We start from the raw sequence: 16,929 nt of genomic DNA on the forward strand, positions 1-16,929 counted from the left end.
CGTTCGGCGACAGCAAAGCCAAGCACTCAGCGCCCTAATACTGCCATCCGAAGCAATCGCGCATAGAGCCGCGGCGTCATCTCCCTCGGCCCCCGCTCTCCCCGCGCGATGTCATGTCGCGCCAGCGCCGTTGCCAGCCGCACAGCCTTCCCGCCACGCATCCGCACCGGAAGGTAACTCCGCGCCACCTCCACCGCGCGCTGCGCCGTAGTCTCGTCACCGATATGCCCCGACAGATCCCAGAGCGCCCACAGTGCGCCTGCATGTGGATCGGCACCAGCCTCGAGCGCGCGGAACAATCCCCCGCCCCTCCCGGATGCGTAACTCCGAAGCGCATCCTCATCCAGCGGCAGGGGGTCGAGCAGCACTTCCCACCCGTCGATCATCGCCAACATGTCGTCGCGCGCAGCCATAATCCCCGGTTGCTCCCGCAACGCATCTACCAGAGGATCCCCCCTCCCCTTCACGCCGCTTTCGTCCCGCAAAACCTCATCCCACCACGCAAGCCGCATCCGCCCCACCATAGGCTCCCGCGTCGTCCGCACGATATCCGCCAAGCGGGCATCGTAAGCCCAGAGCAATGCGTGGGCCGTTCTCTGTGCACTGCCACTGTAGGCGATAAGCAATTGATTGAGTGGCCCTAGTGTCTCTTTCGCTAGCCCCATGACTTTTCGATCTTCCAATGCAAACCCTTACTGGCGAGAAAGCTACGCAATCTTAACCACCACTCTCATATAGCTGCTGATCTTTAGGCCGAGTGAGGCAGGATCATATGGCCCATCGGGGTGTCGCACTTCAATCGAATGCTATGGCTTTGGACCGGGTTTCCGCAAAGCCAATCGGCTATTTGAACAGATTACTGCACAATCAAACAGGCAATGTGCTCGCGATCGTCGCCGCGGCGCTTATTCCGTTGACGGGCATGGTAGGGGCAGCCGTAGATTTCAGCCGTACCTACTTGGTAAAGGCTCGCATGCAGCAAGCTTGCGATGCTGGCGCATTGGCGGGGCGGCGGTCGATGAGCGGAAGCACGTTGACGGCTGCCGACAAAGCGGAAGCATTGCGGTATTTCAACTTCAACTTCCCCAATCAGTTGATGGGATCGGCCGTTATGTCCACGACGGACAGCACCGCTGCCAATCATGTGTCGAGTCGGCTCGATGATGGCCAGCTTCGTATGGAAGCTACTACGACGGTACCCACGACCCTGTTGCAGATCGTGGGCATCAACGAACTCCGTGCAAGCGCCGAGTGTTTGGCCGAGGAATATTACGTCAACACCGACCTGATGCTGGTGCTCGACACTACTGCCTCGATGAACTGCTATCTAAATGATTCCACCTGCACTGCCTTGGAAACCGAAAAAAAAACCGACGGGCTCAAAAAGTCCAAAATGCTAGAAATGCGAGATGCGTTAAAAAAACTCTATGCTGATCTACGCCCGGCTCAGATTGCGCTTGAGGCGAAAAAACTTAGGATGAGAATAGGATTTGTGCCTTTTTCCATTACAGTAAACGTGGGCAAGCTGATCCGGGCGAAAGACACAACGTATATTCGTTCGTCCTATCAATACAGGGATAGTAGCGGCAATCTCAAGGCAGCGACCAACTGGAGCACAGCTTGGCTCGACAGCACTTGGGCGGGCTGCATCGAGGAGCGTAGTACATCCACGGCAATTACCGCTACCAGCACGACAATACCCTCGGACGCCTGGGATCTTGATATTGCGAAGAAGCCCGATAGCGACGCCACTCGTTGGGCACCTTACGATTTTTCGACGTCAGGAGAGCGGGACTATAATACGGCCTATTACATGACTGCCTGCCCCAAGCCTGCCGTCGCTATGCAGGCCTGGGATAGTCAATCTGCGTTCGATACGCAGGTAGATACAATCGTCCAAGGCGACGGCGGCACATACCACGATATCGGTATGATTTGGGGCCTACGGATGATCGCAAACGACGGAATTTTCGGTTCTGATAACCTGGACAAATTCAACAACGTGAAGGTTCGCCGCACCATTGTTCTAATGACGGACGGTAATTATCAGGCCTTTAGAGAAGCATACACAGCGTATGGCGTCGCCAGATATGCTGGAAGAACGGCCGCAACTGGCACGCAAGACAACGCGTTGGAATTGATTCATAGACGCCGCTTACAGCTAATATGTGCAAAAGCAAAGTCCAGCCCATATAATGTTGATATATGGGTCATCGGTGTTCTTGCAGGAACAGCCCCAGACGCTGAAGTAAAGGCCTGCGCCACCAATAGCAGTCAATATATTCCCGTTAGCGACACCACTGACCTAGCCAACGCCTTCAAGCGGATATCTGACAAAGTCGGCAATCTAAGGCTCGGTGAGTGAACCCCTTCGTAATCAAGCGGATTGCGCAGAGTCGCGACGGCGTAACCATCGTCGAATTCGCAGTCGTTGCTGCGCCACTGATATTCCTCGTACTTGGCTCTCTCGATCTTGCTTATCAATCCTACGCGACTGCAGTTGTACAAGGCACCACGAATGCCGCCGCAAGAAAGGCTACGCTGGAAGGTGCCTCCGCATCCACCATTGAAACCTATGTTCGGAGCCAACTCAACAGCATAGCGAGTGGCACCAATCTGCAGATAAGCTCTGCGAATTTCCTGACGTACAACAAGATCGGCAAACCCGAGAAGCTGACGACCGACGTGGATGGGAACGGCGTTTATGACAAGAGCGGACCCGACTGTTTCATCGACGATAACCGCAATGGCCTATATGACTCCGCTAGTCAGGGCGCGGCGGGTATCGGCACGGCCGAGGATGTGGTCCGCTATAAAATAACCGCGACATACAACCGTCTATCTCCGCTTCCTCAACTTATGGGGATGGGAAATTCTGTGACGATCTCTCGCGAGACTTTCATGCGTAATGAACCTTATGCAGGTGTGGTCGATCCTCCCGTGGAGTGCGGAAAATGAGAACGCTCACCGCCTCGCGTATCGTTGACGTAAAGAGAACACCCTATCACACCATCGACCGGCTAAGGGAAAGCCAGAGCGGACTGGCACTGATTGAGTTCGCTCTGATACTCCCGTTTCTGATCCTGCTTACCTTCGGCGGGGCGGAGCTTGCAAACCTGGCAATCACCAATGCGCGCATTAGCGCCATCACTAGTTCGATCGCTGATGGCGTTGCGCGCGTCCGGGATCGGATCGACGAGAATGATATCAACGACGTCATCACAGGCGCCAAATTTTCAGCCGGGTCGCTTGATCTGACCTCACGCGGACGGATCATCATATCAACGGTAGAAGACAACGCCGCTACCGCTACACCTACCGACGACCAAATAATTACATGGCAACGCTGCAAGGGAACAAAGAACGTCCCGGCAGCACAGACCATAGGCACCGCAAGTCAGATATTGACTAGCGGCATAGGTGCGGCCGGGGCACAAGTTTCAGCTACTCCAGGCAACCCAGTCGTAATCGTCCAAATTTTCTATGATTATAAACCTATCATGTCGGACATCTTCTTCGGCGCACGCACCATCCAATATTCATCTGCATTCTCAGTTCGAGATCGAACGCTACAAACTCTCCAGAATGGGCTAAATTTGACAGGATCGGCGCTATCTACCTGCGGCTACTATTCAGCCTAAAGGTGATTTCTGTCTGTAACAAACCCGCTTCGCCGCATCCACGACCCGCGCGGTGTCAATCAGCGCCGCTTTCTCCAGGTTCGCGGCGTAGGGCAATGGCACATCTTCGTTCGTGACGCGCAGCACTGGCGCATCCAGATCGTCGAAGCCCTTTTCCATTACGACGGCAGCGATCTCCGATGCGATCGAGCAGGTCGGCCAGCCTTCCTCGACCACCACGATGCGGTTCGTCTTCTTCAGGCTCTCCAGCACTGTCGCCGTGTCGAGCGGGCGTAACGTGCGCAGGTCGATGACTTCTGCCTCGATCCCCTCGTCCGCCAAAGTCTCGGCGGCTTCCAGCGCAAGGCCGACGCCGATCGAGTAGCTGACCAGCGTCACGTCCTTGCCTTCGCGCATGATCCGCGCCTTGCCGATCGGCAGGACGTAGTCGTCGAGCTTGGGGATGTCGAAGGTACGGCCGTAGAGGAGTTCGTTTTCCAGGAAGACGACCGGGTCGGGGCAACGGATCGCGGCTTTAAGCAACCCTTTGGCATCGGCGGCATCATAAGGCGCGATGACGATCAGACCCGGCACGCTCGCATACCATGGCCCGTAGTTCTGGCTGTGCTGCGCGCCGACGCGGCTGGCGGCGCCGTTGGGTCCGCGGAACACGACCGGGCACCGCATCTGGCCGCCGGACATATAGTTGGTCTTGGCCGCAGAGTTCACGATATGGTCGATTGCCTGCATCGCGAAGTTGAACGTCATGAACTCGATGACTGGGCGCAATCCACCCATCGCCGCGCCCGTGCCGACACCGGCGAAACCATATTCGGTGATCGGCGTGTCGATCACCCGGCGCGGGCCGAATTCGTCGAGCAGGCCCTGCGTCACTTTATACGCGCCCTGATACTCCGCGACTTCCTCGCCCATCACGAACACGCGCTCATCAGCCCGCATTTCCTCGGCCATCGCATCGCGGAGCGCTTCGCGGACTGTCACCTTCACATATTCGGTACCTTCCGGAATGGCAGGGTCGGCAACTTGGGGCTTTGCTTCCGTGGCAAGCTTCGACGTGCCACTCTCCGCTTTCCTGGGCGCTTCCGGAGCTGCTTCGGGCGCGGCAGGCGGCGCACTTTCCTCGACCTTGGGCGCCTTGGCTTCGGGCGCAGCTTCGCCGCCTTCGCCCGCCATGGTCGCGATGACGGTGCCGACCTTCACGCCGTCCGTGCCTTCGGCCACCATGATCTTGCCGATCTTGCCTTCATCGACCGCTTCGAATTCCATCGTCGCCTTGTCGGTTTCGATCTCTGCCAAAATATCGCCCGACTTCACTTCGTCGCCTTCCTTGACCAGCCACTTGGCCAGCGTGCCCTCTTCCATCGTGGGCGACAGCGCCGGCATCTTGATTTCGATACCCATTAATATTGCTCCACCAGCACGTCGGTATACAGTTCGCCCGCCTCGGGCTCCGGCGAGGATTCGGCAAAGTCGGCCGCTTCACCGACGATCTTGCGGATGTCCTGGTCGATCTTCTTGATCTGGTCCTCGCCGACGCCCGCCTTCAACAGATAGGCTTTAGCGCCTTCGATCGGATCGGACTTGTCGCGCATTTCCTGCACTTCCTCACGGCTGCGATACTTCGCCGGGTCGGACATGGAGTGACCGCGATAGCGGTAGGTCTTCATCTCCAGCAGGATCGGTCCCTTGCCCGCCTTTACCCAGGCCAGGGCCTCTTCGGTCGCGCCGCGCACCGCCAGCACATCCATGCCATTCACCTGTAGCCCCGGAATACGGAAGCTCTCGCCACGGCGATACAGCTGATCCTCTGCGGAGGAGCGATTGACCGACGTGCCCATGGCATATTGGTTGTTCTCGATCACGAAAATGATCGGCAGCTTCCACAGCTCGGCCATGTTGAAGCTCTCGTAGACCTGGCCCTGATTGGACGCGCCGTCTCCGAAATAGGCGACGCACACGCCGCCATCATCGTTGTACTTGTGCGCGAAGCCAAGGCCGGTTCCGAGGCCGACCTGCGCACCGACGATACCATGGCCGCCGTAGAATTTATGCTCGACGCTGAACATGTGCATCGACCCGCCCTTGCCGCGGGAAATGCCAGCCGCGCGGCCGGTCAGTTCCGCCATGATGACCTTTGGATCGATGCCATAGGCAAGCATATGACCGTGATCGCGATAGCCCGTGATCACGCTGTCCTTGCCGGGCTCCAGCGCCGACTGAATGCCGACTGCCACGGCTTCCTGGCCGATGTACAAATGGCAGAAGCCGCCGATCAGGCCGAGACCATAAAGCTGCCCCGCCTTTTCCTCGAAGCGGCGGATCAACACCATCTGACGATAGAATTCGAGCAGTTCTTCCTTGCTCGCCTCGTAATCTTTGGGCGTGTCAGGACGTTCGCGATTATGGTCGGCTGGCGCCGGTGCTGACTTGTTTGCCGCCCGCTTTGCAGGTGCAGCGCGTGGCGTAGCTGATTTGGCCAAAGGAGGAACCCTTCTTTGTCGTTCCGGGGAGGGAGCAAAGGATATAGAGCCAGTCAGGCTCATAATGCAACGCCCCGACGATGCGCAGGAGCGGTAAACCGACAGGAGAAATGCTCCTGCCATCCGAATATCGGCTAGGTAGTTACATGCGTTACTTGAGCGGCACGATCACTTCGTCGGGATGGCCAACATTCAGCTCCTTGCGGACGAGTTCGTCGACCATATCCGGGTCGGCGCGACGCGGATCAAGAAGCTGTACGCGGTTCTTCAATTGGTCCCGCTGCTTCTTGACCATGGCCAGTTCGACCCGGCTGGCGTTCAGTTGCCGCGAGTAGTCGCCCCAGGCCAATATCCCGCTGGAGCCGAACACGGCGTAACCGGCGAAGAGCAACAGCAGCAGAATCGCCAGGGCAGGCCCCAATGCTGACATCAGCAGCGTACGTAACTTAGCGATATGGGCCATGAGCCCTTGAATCACAGGCGATTCAGGCTTGCAACATAAATCTGTAAAACCTGTATCAACTCGCTGATTTTTGTCGTTACGCTACTGTGCCGAGTTCCTGAAGCCACCCGAGCATTAGTTGATCTTTACTTGAAGATCGAACGCCCGGCATACACGGCGATGTCGCCCAGTTCTTCCTCGATCCGAATGAGCTGGTTGTACTTGGCCAACCGATCGGAGCGCGCGAGCGATCCCGTCTTGATCTGCCCGCAATTGGTCGCAACCGCCAGATCGGCGATCGTCGCGTCCTCGGTCTCGCCAGAACGGTGCGACATGACGGCGGTATAGCCCGCCCGCTGCGCCATCGATACCGCGGCCAGCGTTTCGGTTAGCGTGCCGATCTGATTGACCTTCACCAGCAGCGAATTGGCGAGGCCTTTGTCGATGCCCATCGACAGGCGCTTGGGGTTGGTCACGAACAGGTCGTCGCCAACCAGCTGGACCGTGCTGCCGATCTTGTCCGTCAGCGCCTTCCAGCCCTCGAAGTCGTCTTCGCCCATGCCATCTTCGATCGATTTGATCGGGTAACGCGCACACAGGTCGGCGAGATAATCGGCCATCTCCAGCGAGGAAAGCGACTTGCCCTCGCCCACCATCTCATATTTGCCGCCCTTGAAGAATTCGGTGGCGGCGCAATCCAGCGCCAGCACCACATCATCGCCCGGCTTGTACCCGGCCTTCTCGATGCTCGCCATGATGAAGTCGAGCGCGTCGGTGGTGGAGGCAAGATTGGGCGCAAAGCCGCCCTCGTCGCCTACCGCAGTCGCCAGCCCCTTGTCGTGCAGGCCCTTCTTCAGCGTGTGGAAGATCTCCGCACCGATCCGAACTGCGTCGGCCAGGTTTTCCGCGCCAACCGGCATCACCATGAATTCCTGGAAATCGATCGGGTTGTCGGCATGTTCGCCGCCGTTGATGATGTTCATCATCGGCACCGGCAGCACATGCGCCGACACCCCACCGACATAGCGATACAGCGGCAATCCGCGCGCATCGGCAGCCGCCTTCGCGCTCGCAAGGCTGACCCCCAGGATCGCGTTTGCGCCGAGGCGCGACTTGTTCTCCGTGCCGTCCAGAGCGATCATAGCGGCGTCGACTTCGCCCTGATCTTCGGCGTCGATGCCGATCAGCGCCTCTGCGATCTCGGTGTTGACCGCCTCGATGGCCTTCAGCACGCCCTTGCCAAGATATTTGCTCTTGTCTCCGTCGCGCTTCTCGACAGCCTCATAAGCGCCGGTGGAGGCGCCCGAAGGCACTGCCGCCCGGCCGAAGCTGCCATCCTCCAGCATCACATCCACCTCGACCGTGGGATTGCCCCGGCTGTCGAGAATCTGGCGTGCATGGATGTCGAGAATGGCAGTCATGGATGTCCCCTGTCGATGGAAGCCTGCTGGATTGCGGCCCGCTTAGCCAGCGCTGGCTTTATTGGCAATGCCGATGGCTGCCGCATGGACTTGCATCGGGAACAAAAACACGTAACGGTTACGATATGAAATGCTGAAGGCAGGGCTAATCTGCGTCCGCGACGGAACCGTTACAGTCGGCAAGCATTGACGGAACGAAAGTGCTCCCAAGGGGGCAGATATTCTGCGAGGAGGAACGGGCATGGCTGATACGCTAAACGAAACGGGCAGCACCAATGGAATTGGTACGGCCAACACCACGACACCCACGCCAAACACCGCGATTCCCACGGGCTCTTCCAGCGGGGAAGCGCCCAAGAAGTCGGTGACAGAGGCGGTCAAGGAGAGTGCAGAGAAGGTCAAGGCTGCGGCTCTCAAGGCTACCGAGAATGTCGACTGGAAGACGCACAGCGACCAGTTGAAGGATCAGGCGACAAGAACAGCCCGCAGCGCTGCAGATGTCGCAAAGGAAAAGACCGGCACCGCGATGCAGAGCCTGTCAAAGCTCATTTCCGACACAGCCAGTACCGTCGACGCGAAGCTTGGGCCACAATATGGCGACTATGCGCGTTATGCTGCCGAAGCAGTGTCGGGCGCAGCAAAGTCGCTGGACGCAAAGGACGTCGACCAGCTCATGGGCGATGCGCGTGATTTCGTACGCAAGAGCCCGGCCGTCGCGATCGGCGCCGCTGCGGTAGTGGGCTACGTATTGATGCGGCTCGCAAAGGGCTCGGATTCATCAGAAGACGCATGACGATCTGCGTGCCGCATGCATGCGGTGCCACGATGGATCGGAGCAGTTGAATGAACGAAATGAACCAGGCATCATTCAAGGCCGAGGACAGGGTCCTGGCTGACGACACTTGGGTAAGGCCCGATGCCGATGAGTCGATAGGAGAGACCTTCTCCCGACTGATCGGCAGCGGCAAGGAATATGCGCACGCAGAGCTTGATCGCCAGCGCCTTCGCGCCGGGATCGTGAGCGCTGGGGCACGTGATGCAGCGATTCTGCTCGGGGGTGCATTGGTCATTGCGCTGGCTGCCATTGGTGCCCTGCTCGTCGGCCTGATCATTACCCTCACCCCGACACTGACGGCGGGCGGCGCGACTGCTGCCGTCGTCATCGTGGCTCTGATCATCGCTGGGCTCCTCGTGCTTGGAGCCAAGTCCAGGATCACGCGCATGACCAAGGACATGAAGGCATGACCACTCACCTTGAGTATCAGGCGGCAGTCCAGCGGGCCGAAGCCAAGAAGGCAAGTTTCCTTGCGAACACGCAGTTAGCCCGCGCTCGCGTCAGCCCCTCGCGTCTCAAGGACGACGCCAAGTCCAGTGCTCAAAAGGCGTGGCATGACGGTAACGAAAAGGCCCAGGACACGGCACGACAACACCCGGTTGCCGTAGGTGCGGCAGGCGTTGGACTTATCGCCTATCTTTTCCGCCGCCCATTATACCGTCTGGTGAAGCGAGGTTTTGCGCGCCTCAACCGTCCCGCCGAGCCTGAGTCCACAGCGACGCAGGCCAGCCTATGGCTCAAGCAGAAATTGCATTCCGCAGCCTCGGCTGCCCGCCTGAACGGAGAATCCCATGAAAAGTGACATCAACCAACAGCTCGACCGCGCCCGCGAGTTCGCCGGAGACACCGCCAGCACTGCCGCCGAGAAGCTGAGGGGCGCTCGCGACACGGCAAGCGAGACGTTCACGCGCTCGCGGGATAAGGCGACGGAAGTATATGGTGACGCTCGCGACCGGTCCTATCAGGTTGCTGGCCGAGCCAACGACTTCATCCAGGAACACCCCATCGCAGCGACGGCCGCCGCCGCCGCCGCCGGTGCTCTGCTGGCGGTACTTTTCCCGAAGGGCCGCGCCCTCGTCCGAAACGGCACCGGCGCCATTGCCGCACTGAGCACCAGAGCCGGCGAAGCAGCCAGCTATGCCGTCGAGGTTCTGGAGCAGCGCGCAGCGGAAGCCCGGCTCGCCGCCGGTCGTGCAGCGACGACCGCTGGCACTGCCATCGGCAACGCTGCGACCGACGCTCGCTCTGCAATAGGCACTGCCGGATCGAAGGCAGCTGGCGTCGCGGATAGCGCAGCGACCCTCGCCAGAGACACCGTTGCTGCGGCAAGCGATAAGCTGCGCCGATAGACGCGCTTTAGGGAACGAAGGGGCTGAACCGCTGTTGGTTCAGCCCCTTTTTCGTGGCCTTCAGACTTGGAAAATCGGCTAGCTGCTGCTACCGGCTATGGCTTCTCCCATCCAAGGAACTCGTAATTGAGCAAGATGCATCTCGTCATGGGCGGCCGCGTCAAGGACCCGCAGACGCTTGAGTTCGAAGATTTGAACGCCATCGATCTGGTCGGCGTCTATCCGGACTACGCCAGTGCCGAAAAAGCCTGGCGCGCGGCAGCGCAGCGGACCGTGGACGATGCTGAAATGAAATATGTCGTGGTTCACCTCCACCGCCTGCTCGACCCTGAACAGATCTCAAGCTAGAATTTCTTGAGGCCGACCGGGCCTTTGCGGAAGCGCAGGTGCAGGATTGGCCGGGTGAGCAGCAGCCCTGCGATGAACCCGCCGATATGGGCTCCTATCGCGATCTGGCCGATCCCTTCACCCAGGTCGTCCGTACCTCCCGCCGTCGCCAGCCCGATCATCAACTGGATCGCTGTCCAGCCCACCGCCAGCCAGGCAATCCGCACGACGTTGGCGGAAAAGGGACCAATCGGCCGCACCTTCTGATGACTGTACATCAACGCATAGGTGCCGAGCAGCGCTGAGATTGCGCCGCTTGCGCCGACCATCGGCGACATGGATGAAGGGTCCAGCGCCCACTCCGCTGCCGCCGCCGCATAAGCTCCGGCGCCATAGAGCAACAGCATCAGCTTTGGCCCCAGCACATGCTCCACGTGCCGGCCGCAGAACAACAGCATCAGCAGATTGAAACCGATGTGCATCCAGCCGCCGTGGATCAATGTCGCCGTAAGCGGCGTCAGCAAGGCCGGCACCGCCACCGGCCCCATCGCATGAGCGAAGACACTAGGATCGGTCAGCCGGGCAGGAATGAACCCGCCGACCAAAGCGGCATACTCGATCTGCCCCATCGCCCAGGTCATGACGAACGCAGCCAGTGCCATGGCAGACAGCCAGTTCGTAATGATCCCGCGCGGGAGCTTCATGGGCGTACGCCGGTCAAGGGAAGATGCCTGCCAAAGCCAGGCACCCGCCACGGTCAAACGAAAGCGATTTTATCGACGAGGTAGAATTTTTCACCCGACGGCACCGTGACTTCGACTTCATCGCCCTTCTGGCGACCAATCAGAGCGCGCCCCAGCGGGCTGTTGTAGGAAATCATTCCGGACTTCGCGTCCGCCTCGGCCTGACCCACGATCTGATAGGTCACGGGCTTGTCGTCCTCGTCCAGCAGGGTGACGGTCGCGCCGAACACGATCTTGTCGCCGGACAATGTGGTCGGATCAATGATCTGCGCCCGCGAAAGCTTGTCCTCCAGATCGGCAATCGTCGCCTCGACCTGTCCCTGCCGCTCCTTCGCTGCATGATATTCGGCATTTTCCGAAAGATCGCCATGCGCGCGCGCTTCCTCGATGGCATCGACGATCAGCGGCCGTTCGGCCTTCAGTTCCTTCAACTGCGCCGTCAGCTTTTCATAGCCGATCATCAGCATCGGCATCTTTTCGGCGGTCGCCATCACGTATCCTTTGTCAACAATTCCCTTTAGCGGCCCCACCGTATGTATGGGCCACCCGCAGCATGACTGAAGTGCAGGGGTTCAGGCTTGCGACCGTGAATAATAAGACTGCAGAGAGCGAACTTCAAGAGGATGCGCCAGCAAAGCCTCTATCGCATCCACTGCCGCAACGCTCGCCGCCGCCGTCGTAAAGCTTGGAATCTTCTGCTTCAGCGCGCTCGCACGGATGGACTGGCTGTCCTTCAACGACTGCCATCCTTCGGTCGTGTTGAAGATCAGATCGACGCCGCCATCGGTGATCCGGTCGACGATATGGGGGCGCCCCTGCGCCACCTTGTTCACGGTCTCCACCGGAATGCCACTCTCCTCGAGGAACCGGGCCGTGCCCCCCGTAGCGACGACCTTGAAGCCCGACGCCACGATCTTGCGCGCGGCAGGCAGGATCACGGCCTTGTCGCTGTCCTTCACCGATATGAACACAGTGCCGGACTTCGGCAGCACCGTGCCCGCGCCCAGCTGCGCCTTGGCGAAGGCCGTCGCGAAGTCGGCGTCGATGCCCATAACCTCGCCCGTGGACTTCATCTCAGGCGATAGCACCGGATCGACACCTGGGAAGCGCGCGAACGGGAACACCGCTTCCTTGACGGCGATGTGGTCTATGGCGTGGCGGTCGATCTGCGGCAGGTCGCGCAGCTTTTCGCCGGCCATCACCCGCGCCGCGATCTTGGCGATCGGCGTGCCGATGGCCTTGGCGACGAAGGGCACCGTGCGGCTCGCGCGCGGATTGACTTCGATCAGGTAAACCGCGCCGTCCTTCACCGCGAACTGAATGTTCATCAGACCCTTGACCGAGAGCGCCCGCGCCAGCACCTCGGTCTGCCGGTCGATCTCGGCAATGATCTCGGCGGACAGGCTGTAGGGCGGCATGGAGCAGGCGCTGTCGCCCGAATGGACCCCCGCTTCCTCGATATGCTGGAGCACACCCGCAACCACCACATCCTCGCCATCGCCGAGCGCATCTACGTCCACCTCGATGGCATCGCGCAGATACTGGTCGATCAGCACCGGAGAGTCGCCCGAGACCTGCACCGCGGTCGTGATATACTCCTCAAGCTGCGCCTGCCCGTCGACGATCTCCATTGCGCGGCCGCCCAGCACATAGCTTGGCCGCATCAGCACCGGATAGCCGATGCGATTGGCGACCGCGATGGCCTCCTCGCGGCTGCGCGCAATACCGTTGTCTGGCTGCTTCAGCTTCAACTTGTCAATCAGCGCCGCAAAGCGCTCGCGATCCTCGGCCAGATCGATGGCATCGGGCGACGTGCCCAGGATCGGGATACCCGCATCCTCCAGCGCCTGCGCCAGCTTCAGCGGCGTCTGCCCGCCGAACTGCACGATGACGCCAGCCAATGTGCCGCGCGACTGCTCCACCGCCAGAATTTCCAGCACGTCCTCGGCCGTCAGCGGCTCGAAATACAGCCGGTCGGACGTGTCATAGTCCGTCGAAACCGTCTCCGGATTGCAGTTGATCATGATCGTCTCAAAACCGACATCGCCCAGCGCAAAACAAGCGTGACAGCAGCAATAGTCGAACTCGATCCCCTGCCCGATCCGGTTCGGCCCGCCACCAAGGATCACAACCTTGTTCCGGTCGCTCGGACTGGACTCGCACTCAGCCTCACCAAAGCTCGGCGCTTCGTAGGTCGAGTACATGTACGGCGTTTTCGCCTCGAACTCGGCGGCGCAGGTGTCGATCCGCTTGAACACCGGACGCACACCCAGTTTATGCCGCAGCGCGCGCACCTCGCCCTCCGTAATGCCGCCGGTCATAGCGACCACGGCCTCACGGATCAGCCCGGAGCCCTGCGCGACGGCCCGTGACATGCCCGGCCGCAGATTGGCGGACTTGAGCGCCAGCCACGCCAGCCGCTTGTCCGAAAAGCCCATGGCTTTCAGTTGCCGCATGGCGTCCGCATCCTGCGGCAGGCCATTGTCCAGCACGCCCTGTTCGGCGTCGATGATTTCCTTGATCCGCTCCAGGAACCAAGGATCATATTTCGCGATGGCGTGGATTTCCGCGACGGTCAGCCCTTCGCGCAGCGCCTGCGCCGCAACCAGCAACCGGTCCGGCGTCGGCAGCGCCAGCGCAGCGATGATGTCGTCCTTCGGTGCGCCGACCAGATGATCGACGGTGTTGAAGCCCGAGAGGCCCGTCTCCAGCCCGCGTAATGCCTTCTGCAGGCTCTCATGGATCGAGCGCCCGATCGCCATCACTTCGCCCACCGACTTCATCGCGGTGTTCAGCAGCGGCTCGGAGCCCTTGAACTTCTCGAAGGCAAAGCGCGGGATCTTCGTCACCACATAGTCGATGGTGGGTTCGAAGCTAGCCGGGGTCGCGCCGGTGATGTCGTTGGTGATCTCGTCCAGCGTGTAGCCGACCGCCAGCTTCGCCGCGACCTTCGCAATCGGGAAGCCCGTCGCCTTTGACGCCAGCGCCGACGAGCGCGACACGCGCGGGTTCATCTCGATCACGACCAGGCGCCCGTCCTTCGGATTGACTGCGAACTGTACGTTGGAACCGCCTGTTTCCACGCCGATTTCGCGCAGCACCGCAATGGATGCGTTGCGCATGATCTGATATTCCTTGTCCGTCAGCGTCAGGGCCGGAGCGACGGTGATGCTGTCGCCGGTGTGGACGCCCATCGGATCGATATTCTCGATGGAGCAGATGATGATGCAGTTGTCGGCGCGGTCGCGCACGACTTCCATCTCATATTCCTTCCAGCCGAGCACCGACTCCTCGATCAGCACTTCGTCGGTAGGCGACGCGTCGAGGCCACCCGTCACGATGCGGACGAATTCGTCGCGATTATAGGCGATGCCGCCGCCTGTGCCGCCCATGGTGAAGCTCGGGCGGATGATTGCGGGCAGGCCGACCTGCTCCAGACCGGCGAGCGCCTCCTCGACCGTGTGCGCAATCGCGGACTTGGGGCTTTCCAGGCCGATCTTGTCCATCGCCTGCCGGAACTTCATCCGGTCCTCGGCTTTGTCGATCGCTTCGGCATCCGCACCGATCATCTGGCAGCCATATTTCTCCAGCGTCCCGTCATTCCACAGCGCCAGCGCCGTGTTCAGCGCCGTCTGCCCGCCCATCGTCGGCAGCACCGCATCGGGCCGCTCCTTCTCGATGATCTTCGCGACGATCTCCGGCGTGATCGGCTCGACATAGGTCGCGTCGGCCATCTCCGGATCGGTCATGATCGTCGCCGGGTTGGAGTTCACCAGGATGATTCGGTAGCCCTCCTCCTTCAGCGCCTTGCACGCCTGCGTCCCCGAATAATCGAACTCACACGCCTGCCCGATGATGATCGGGCCTGCGCCGATGATGAGGATGGATTGGATGTCAGTACGTTTGGGCATTAGAAGTGTTTTTTCCCAAGCTGGACGAGCTTCTCAAAAGCGTTTTTTTCAAGTGGTTCAACTCTGAAGTCGCGTATCGTCGCCATCAATGCAGCGCCCCCGTCTGCGCTTCGCAGCCCCAGCCGTCATATTCCACATCGAACATGAGTTCGATCTGGAGGCACTTGCGGGTCAGCGCGCGGATGGACTCTTCATCGACCGCCTGTTCGCATTCCAGGAACAGATAGGGTTCGCCATCCTCGCCCTCTTCGCGGTCCAATTCGACGAAGCCGAACTGGCTGGCGGCTTCGGCGAGGCGCTCCAGATCCTTCTCGTTGCCCCGAAAACTCACATCGACGGCCCGTGGCACCTTCGCCTTGTCACCATTGGCGGCGAGATTCGCGAGGACTTCCTTGTCCGCTTCCCATTCCTCCTCCAGCCGCGTGGGATTGACCTTGGGCAGCTTAACGCTCATGCCTTTTCGCCCTTTTTCAGGCCCTCGACGAAGCGCTCGAACAGATAGAAGCTGTCCTGCGGCCCCGGCGATGCTTCAGGGTGATATTGCACACTGAATGCGGGCTTATCAGTCAGTTCCAGCCCACAGTTGCTACCATCGAACAACGATACATGCGTCGGCCGCACGTTATCGGGCAGCGTGTCGGTGTCCACCGCGAAACCATGGTTCATGCTGGTGATCTCGACCAACCCGTCCGACAGCCGCTTCACCGGATGGTTCGCGCCGCGATGCCCCTGATGCATCTTCACCGTCTTCGCGCCCGCCGCCAGAGCCAGCAACTGATGGCCAAGGCAGATGCCGAAGATCGGCACGTCCTTCTCCAGCAGTTCGCCGATCACCGGCACCGCATATTCGCCCGTCGCCGCCGGGTCGCCCGGGCCGTTGGACAGGAACACGCCGTCGGGCTTCAGCGCCGCGATGTCCGCGAACGAAGCCGTGGCAGGCAGCACCGTCACGCGAGCGCCTGCCTTCACCAAGTTCCTGAAAATATTGTTCTTTGCGCCATAATCCAACGCGACCACATGGGGCCGAAGGTCGCTCTGATCATCCACTTCATTCTTCGGATAGCCAGTGCCCAGCGACCAGACGCCGCCATTCCACAAGCGGCTTTCCTTGCCGGTCACCTGAATGGCGAGGTCCATGCCTTCCAACCCCGGCCACGCCTGCGCCTTGGCCACCAGCGCCGGCAAGTCGAACGCACCTTCGGGATCATGCGCGATCACCGCGTTCGGCGCGCCCTTCTCCCGGATCATCCGCGTCAGCGCACGAGTATCCACCCCCGACAAACCGATACGCCCGTTCGCCTTCATCCACTGGTCGAAAGGCTGCACATTGCGGAAGCTGCTCGGCTCCGTCACATCCTGTCGCACGACACAGCCATGCGCGAAGGGCTGGTCCGCCTCCACGTCGTCCAGATTGGTGCCGACATTGCCGATATGCGGAAAGGTGAAGGTGACGATCTGCCCGGCATAGCTGGGGTCGGTCATCACTTCCTGATAGCCGGTCATCGCGGTGTTGAAGCACACTTCGCCCACCGCATCGCCGATCGCGCCGAAGCCGCGCCCGAACACGCAGGTGCCATCGGCCAATACCAATACCCCTGTGGCTCCTTTAGGCACGGTGAGGGTCTTGGCATCTGCCATTGCAAGCGGTCCTTTTTTGCTCTTGGGGTCCGTCCCGTTTTCTACGGGTTAAACGGCCGGTCACCTATGCCTGTGGGGGCGTGGGGTCAACTCCTGTTAATAATCTCATTTTGCATTATATACGGTCGTTTCCGACAGACAG

The 16,929-nt window shown here is 60.2% G+C and carries 18 protein-coding genes; 8 read left to right on the top strand and 10 right to left on the bottom strand.

The genetic code is table 11. The annotated features are described in order from the left end of the window. Nucleotides 1-26: 26 nt before the first annotated feature. Entirely contained in the window at nt 27-665 is a 639-nt protein-coding gene (locus QHC67_RS09255) for a squalene/phytoene synthase family protein (RefSeq protein WP_319293587.1), read from the bottom strand. A gap of 107 nt (nt 666-772) precedes the next feature. On the opposite strand from QHC67_RS09255, the gene QHC67_RS09260 reads away from it, so the two are divergent. Genes QHC67_RS09260 through QHC67_RS09270 form a run of 3 tightly spaced genes read left to right on the top strand, consistent with a single transcriptional unit; the run spans nt 773 to nt 3,641 of the window. After that, entirely contained in the window at nt 773-2,365 is a 1,593-nt protein-coding gene (locus QHC67_RS09260) for a TadE/TadG family type IV pilus assembly protein (protein WP_319293589.1), read from the top strand. Beyond that, nucleotides 2,362-2,958, top strand: a complete 597-nt coding sequence (locus QHC67_RS09265; RefSeq protein ID WP_319293590.1) for a TadE/TadG family type IV pilus assembly protein — start codon at nt 2,362-2,364, stop codon at nt 2,956-2,958. The genes QHC67_RS09260 and QHC67_RS09265 overlap by 4 nt, the downstream gene beginning before the upstream one ends. Then, on the top strand, nt 2,955-3,641 hold the full coding sequence (locus QHC67_RS09270; RefSeq protein ID WP_319293592.1) for a TadE/TadG family type IV pilus assembly protein: 687 nt from the start codon (nt 2,955-2,957) through the stop codon (nt 3,639-3,641). The genes QHC67_RS09265 and QHC67_RS09270 overlap by 4 nt, the downstream gene beginning before the upstream one ends. Here the strand turns inward: QHC67_RS09270 and QHC67_RS09275 are convergent. The 4 genes from QHC67_RS09275 to eno form a co-directional block, all read right to left on the bottom strand. Further along, the gene (locus tag QHC67_RS09275) at nt 3,633-5,042 is read right to left on the bottom strand and encodes a pyruvate dehydrogenase complex E1 component subunit beta (RefSeq protein ID WP_319293594.1); all 1,410 of its coding nucleotides are present in this window, start codon (nt 5,040-5,042) and stop codon (nt 3,633-3,635) included. The genes QHC67_RS09270 and QHC67_RS09275 overlap by 9 nt on opposite strands. Then, entirely contained in the window at nt 5,042-6,121 is a 1,080-nt protein-coding gene (gene pdhA / locus QHC67_RS09280; protein ID WP_319293596.1) for a pyruvate dehydrogenase (acetyl-transferring) E1 component subunit alpha, read from the bottom strand. Before pdhA ends, QHC67_RS09275 begins: the two co-directional genes overlap by 1 nt. Nucleotides 6,122-6,272: 151 nt before the next feature. Then, nucleotides 6,273-6,584 (bottom strand): septum formation initiator family protein, encoded by a 312-nt coding sequence (locus QHC67_RS09285; RefSeq protein WP_319293598.1) that lies wholly within the window; start codon nt 6,582-6,584, stop codon nt 6,273-6,275. Between the two features lie 125 nt (nt 6,585-6,709). Then, nucleotides 6,710-7,984 (bottom strand): phosphopyruvate hydratase, encoded by a 1,275-nt coding sequence (gene eno, locus QHC67_RS09290; RefSeq protein ID WP_319293600.1) that lies wholly within the window; start codon nt 7,982-7,984, stop codon nt 6,710-6,712. 241 nt (nt 7,985-8,225) lie between these two features. Here eno and QHC67_RS09295 point away from each other — a divergent pair, with 241 nt between their 5' ends. The 5 genes from QHC67_RS09295 to QHC67_RS09315 all read left to right on the top strand — a co-directional run bounded on the left by QHC67_RS09295 (nt 8,226) and on the right by QHC67_RS09315 (nt 10,516). Next, nucleotides 8,226-8,777: a hypothetical protein gene (locus QHC67_RS09295; protein ID WP_319293602.1), complete on the top strand. Its 552-nt coding sequence runs from the start codon at nt 8,226-8,228 to the stop codon at nt 8,775-8,777. Between the two features lie 50 nt (nt 8,778-8,827). Next, nucleotides 8,828-9,229: a phage holin family protein gene (locus QHC67_RS09300; protein WP_319293604.1), complete on the top strand. Its 402-nt coding sequence runs from the start codon at nt 8,828-8,830 to the stop codon at nt 9,227-9,229. Next, a complete protein-coding gene (locus tag QHC67_RS09305; RefSeq protein WP_319293605.1) occupies nt 9,226-9,621 on the top strand; it encodes a hypothetical protein in 396 nt (131 codons plus the stop codon). The genes QHC67_RS09300 and QHC67_RS09305 overlap by 4 nt, the downstream gene beginning before the upstream one ends. Then, nucleotides 9,611-10,168 carry a hypothetical protein gene (locus QHC67_RS09310; protein ID WP_319293607.1) on the top strand — a complete coding sequence of 186 codons (558 nt, stop codon included), beginning with the start codon at nt 9,611-9,613 and terminating at the stop codon, nt 10,166-10,168. Before QHC67_RS09305 ends, QHC67_RS09310 begins: the two co-directional genes overlap by 11 nt. 126 nt (nt 10,169-10,294) lie before the next feature. Next, complete coding sequence (locus QHC67_RS09315; protein WP_319293609.1) at nt 10,295-10,516, top strand: DUF4170 domain-containing protein; 222 nt, start codon at nt 10,295-10,297, stop codon at nt 10,514-10,516. On the opposite strand, the gene QHC67_RS09320 is transcribed toward QHC67_RS09315, so the two are convergent. From QHC67_RS09320 to carA, 5 genes are all read right to left on the bottom strand, one after another. Then, complete coding sequence (locus QHC67_RS09320) at nt 10,513-11,199, bottom strand: rhomboid family intramembrane serine protease (protein ID WP_319293611.1); 687 nt, start codon at nt 11,197-11,199, stop codon at nt 10,513-10,515. The two genes, QHC67_RS09315 and QHC67_RS09320, sit on opposite strands and share 4 nt — an antisense overlap. Nucleotides 11,200-11,252: 53 nt before the next feature. Beyond that, nucleotides 11,253-11,729, bottom strand: coding sequence for a transcription elongation factor GreA (greA, locus tag QHC67_RS09325; RefSeq protein WP_104954065.1), 477 nt, complete (start codon nt 11,727-11,729; stop codon nt 11,253-11,255). A gap of 81 nt (nt 11,730-11,810) precedes the next feature. After that, the gene (gene carB, locus QHC67_RS09330) at nt 11,811-15,149 is read right to left on the bottom strand and encodes a carbamoyl-phosphate synthase large subunit (protein WP_319293615.1); all 3,339 of its coding nucleotides are present in this window, start codon (nt 15,147-15,149) and stop codon (nt 11,811-11,813) included. A gap of 85 nt (nt 15,150-15,234) precedes the next feature. Further along, nucleotides 15,235-15,603: a ribonuclease E inhibitor RraB gene (locus QHC67_RS09335; protein WP_319293617.1), complete on the bottom strand. Its 369-nt coding sequence runs from the start codon at nt 15,601-15,603 to the stop codon at nt 15,235-15,237. After that, nucleotides 15,600-16,787 carry a glutamine-hydrolyzing carbamoyl-phosphate synthase small subunit gene (gene carA / locus QHC67_RS09340; protein WP_319293619.1) on the bottom strand — a complete coding sequence of 396 codons (1,188 nt, stop codon included), beginning with the start codon at nt 16,785-16,787 and terminating at the stop codon, nt 15,600-15,602. The genes QHC67_RS09335 and carA overlap by 4 nt, the downstream gene beginning before the upstream one ends. Nucleotides 16,788-16,929 lie beyond the last annotated feature (142 nt).

The sequence above is a fragment of the Sphingobium sp. genome (assembly GCF_033795625.1).
Lineage (GTDB): Bacteria > Pseudomonadota > Alphaproteobacteria > Sphingomonadales > Sphingomonadaceae > Sphingobium.

Bases quoted from the DNA above. Each gene is read 5' to 3' on its own strand.
- QHC67_RS09255 (WP_319293587.1), bottom strand. From the start codon at position 665: ATGGGGCTAGCGAAAGAGACACTAGGGCCACTCAATCAATTGCTTATC.
- QHC67_RS09260 (WP_319293589.1), top strand. From the start codon at position 773: ATGGCCCATCGGGGTGTCGCACTTCAATCGAATGCTATGGCTTTGGAC.
- QHC67_RS09270 (WP_319293592.1), top strand. From the start codon at position 2,955: ATGAGAACGCTCACCGCCTCGCGTATCGTTGACGTAAAGAGAACACCC.
- QHC67_RS09275 (WP_319293594.1), bottom strand. From the start codon at position 5,042: ATGGGTATCGAAATCAAGATGCCGGCGCTGTCGCCCACGATGGAAGAG.
- QHC67_RS09285 (WP_319293598.1), bottom strand. From the start codon at position 6,584: ATGGCCCATATCGCTAAGTTACGTACGCTGCTGATGTCAGCATTGGGG.
- eno (WP_319293600.1), bottom strand. From the start codon at position 7,984: ATGACTGCCATTCTCGACATCCATGCACGCCAGATTCTCGACAGCCGG.
- QHC67_RS09295 (WP_319293602.1), top strand. From the start codon at position 8,226: ATGGCTGATACGCTAAACGAAACGGGCAGCACCAATGGAATTGGTACG.
- QHC67_RS09300 (WP_319293604.1), top strand. From the start codon at position 8,828: ATGAACGAAATGAACCAGGCATCATTCAAGGCCGAGGACAGGGTCCTG.
- QHC67_RS09305 (WP_319293605.1), top strand. From the start codon at position 9,226: ATGACCACTCACCTTGAGTATCAGGCGGCAGTCCAGCGGGCCGAAGCC.
- QHC67_RS09310 (WP_319293607.1), top strand. From the start codon at position 9,611: ATGAAAAGTGACATCAACCAACAGCTCGACCGCGCCCGCGAGTTCGCC.
- QHC67_RS09320 (WP_319293611.1), bottom strand. From the start codon at position 11,199: ATGAAGCTCCCGCGCGGGATCATTACGAACTGGCTGTCTGCCATGGCA.
- greA (WP_104954065.1), bottom strand. From the start codon at position 11,729: ATGGCGACCGCCGAAAAGATGCCGATGCTGATGATCGGCTATGAAAAG.
- carB (WP_319293615.1), bottom strand. From the start codon at position 15,149: ATGCCCAAACGTACTGACATCCAATCCATCCTCATCATCGGCGCAGGC.
- QHC67_RS09335 (WP_319293617.1), bottom strand. From the start codon at position 15,603: ATGAGCGTTAAGCTGCCCAAGGTCAATCCCACGCGGCTGGAGGAGGAA.
- carA (WP_319293619.1), bottom strand. From the start codon at position 16,787: ATGGCAGATGCCAAGACCCTCACCGTGCCTAAAGGAGCCACAGGGGTA.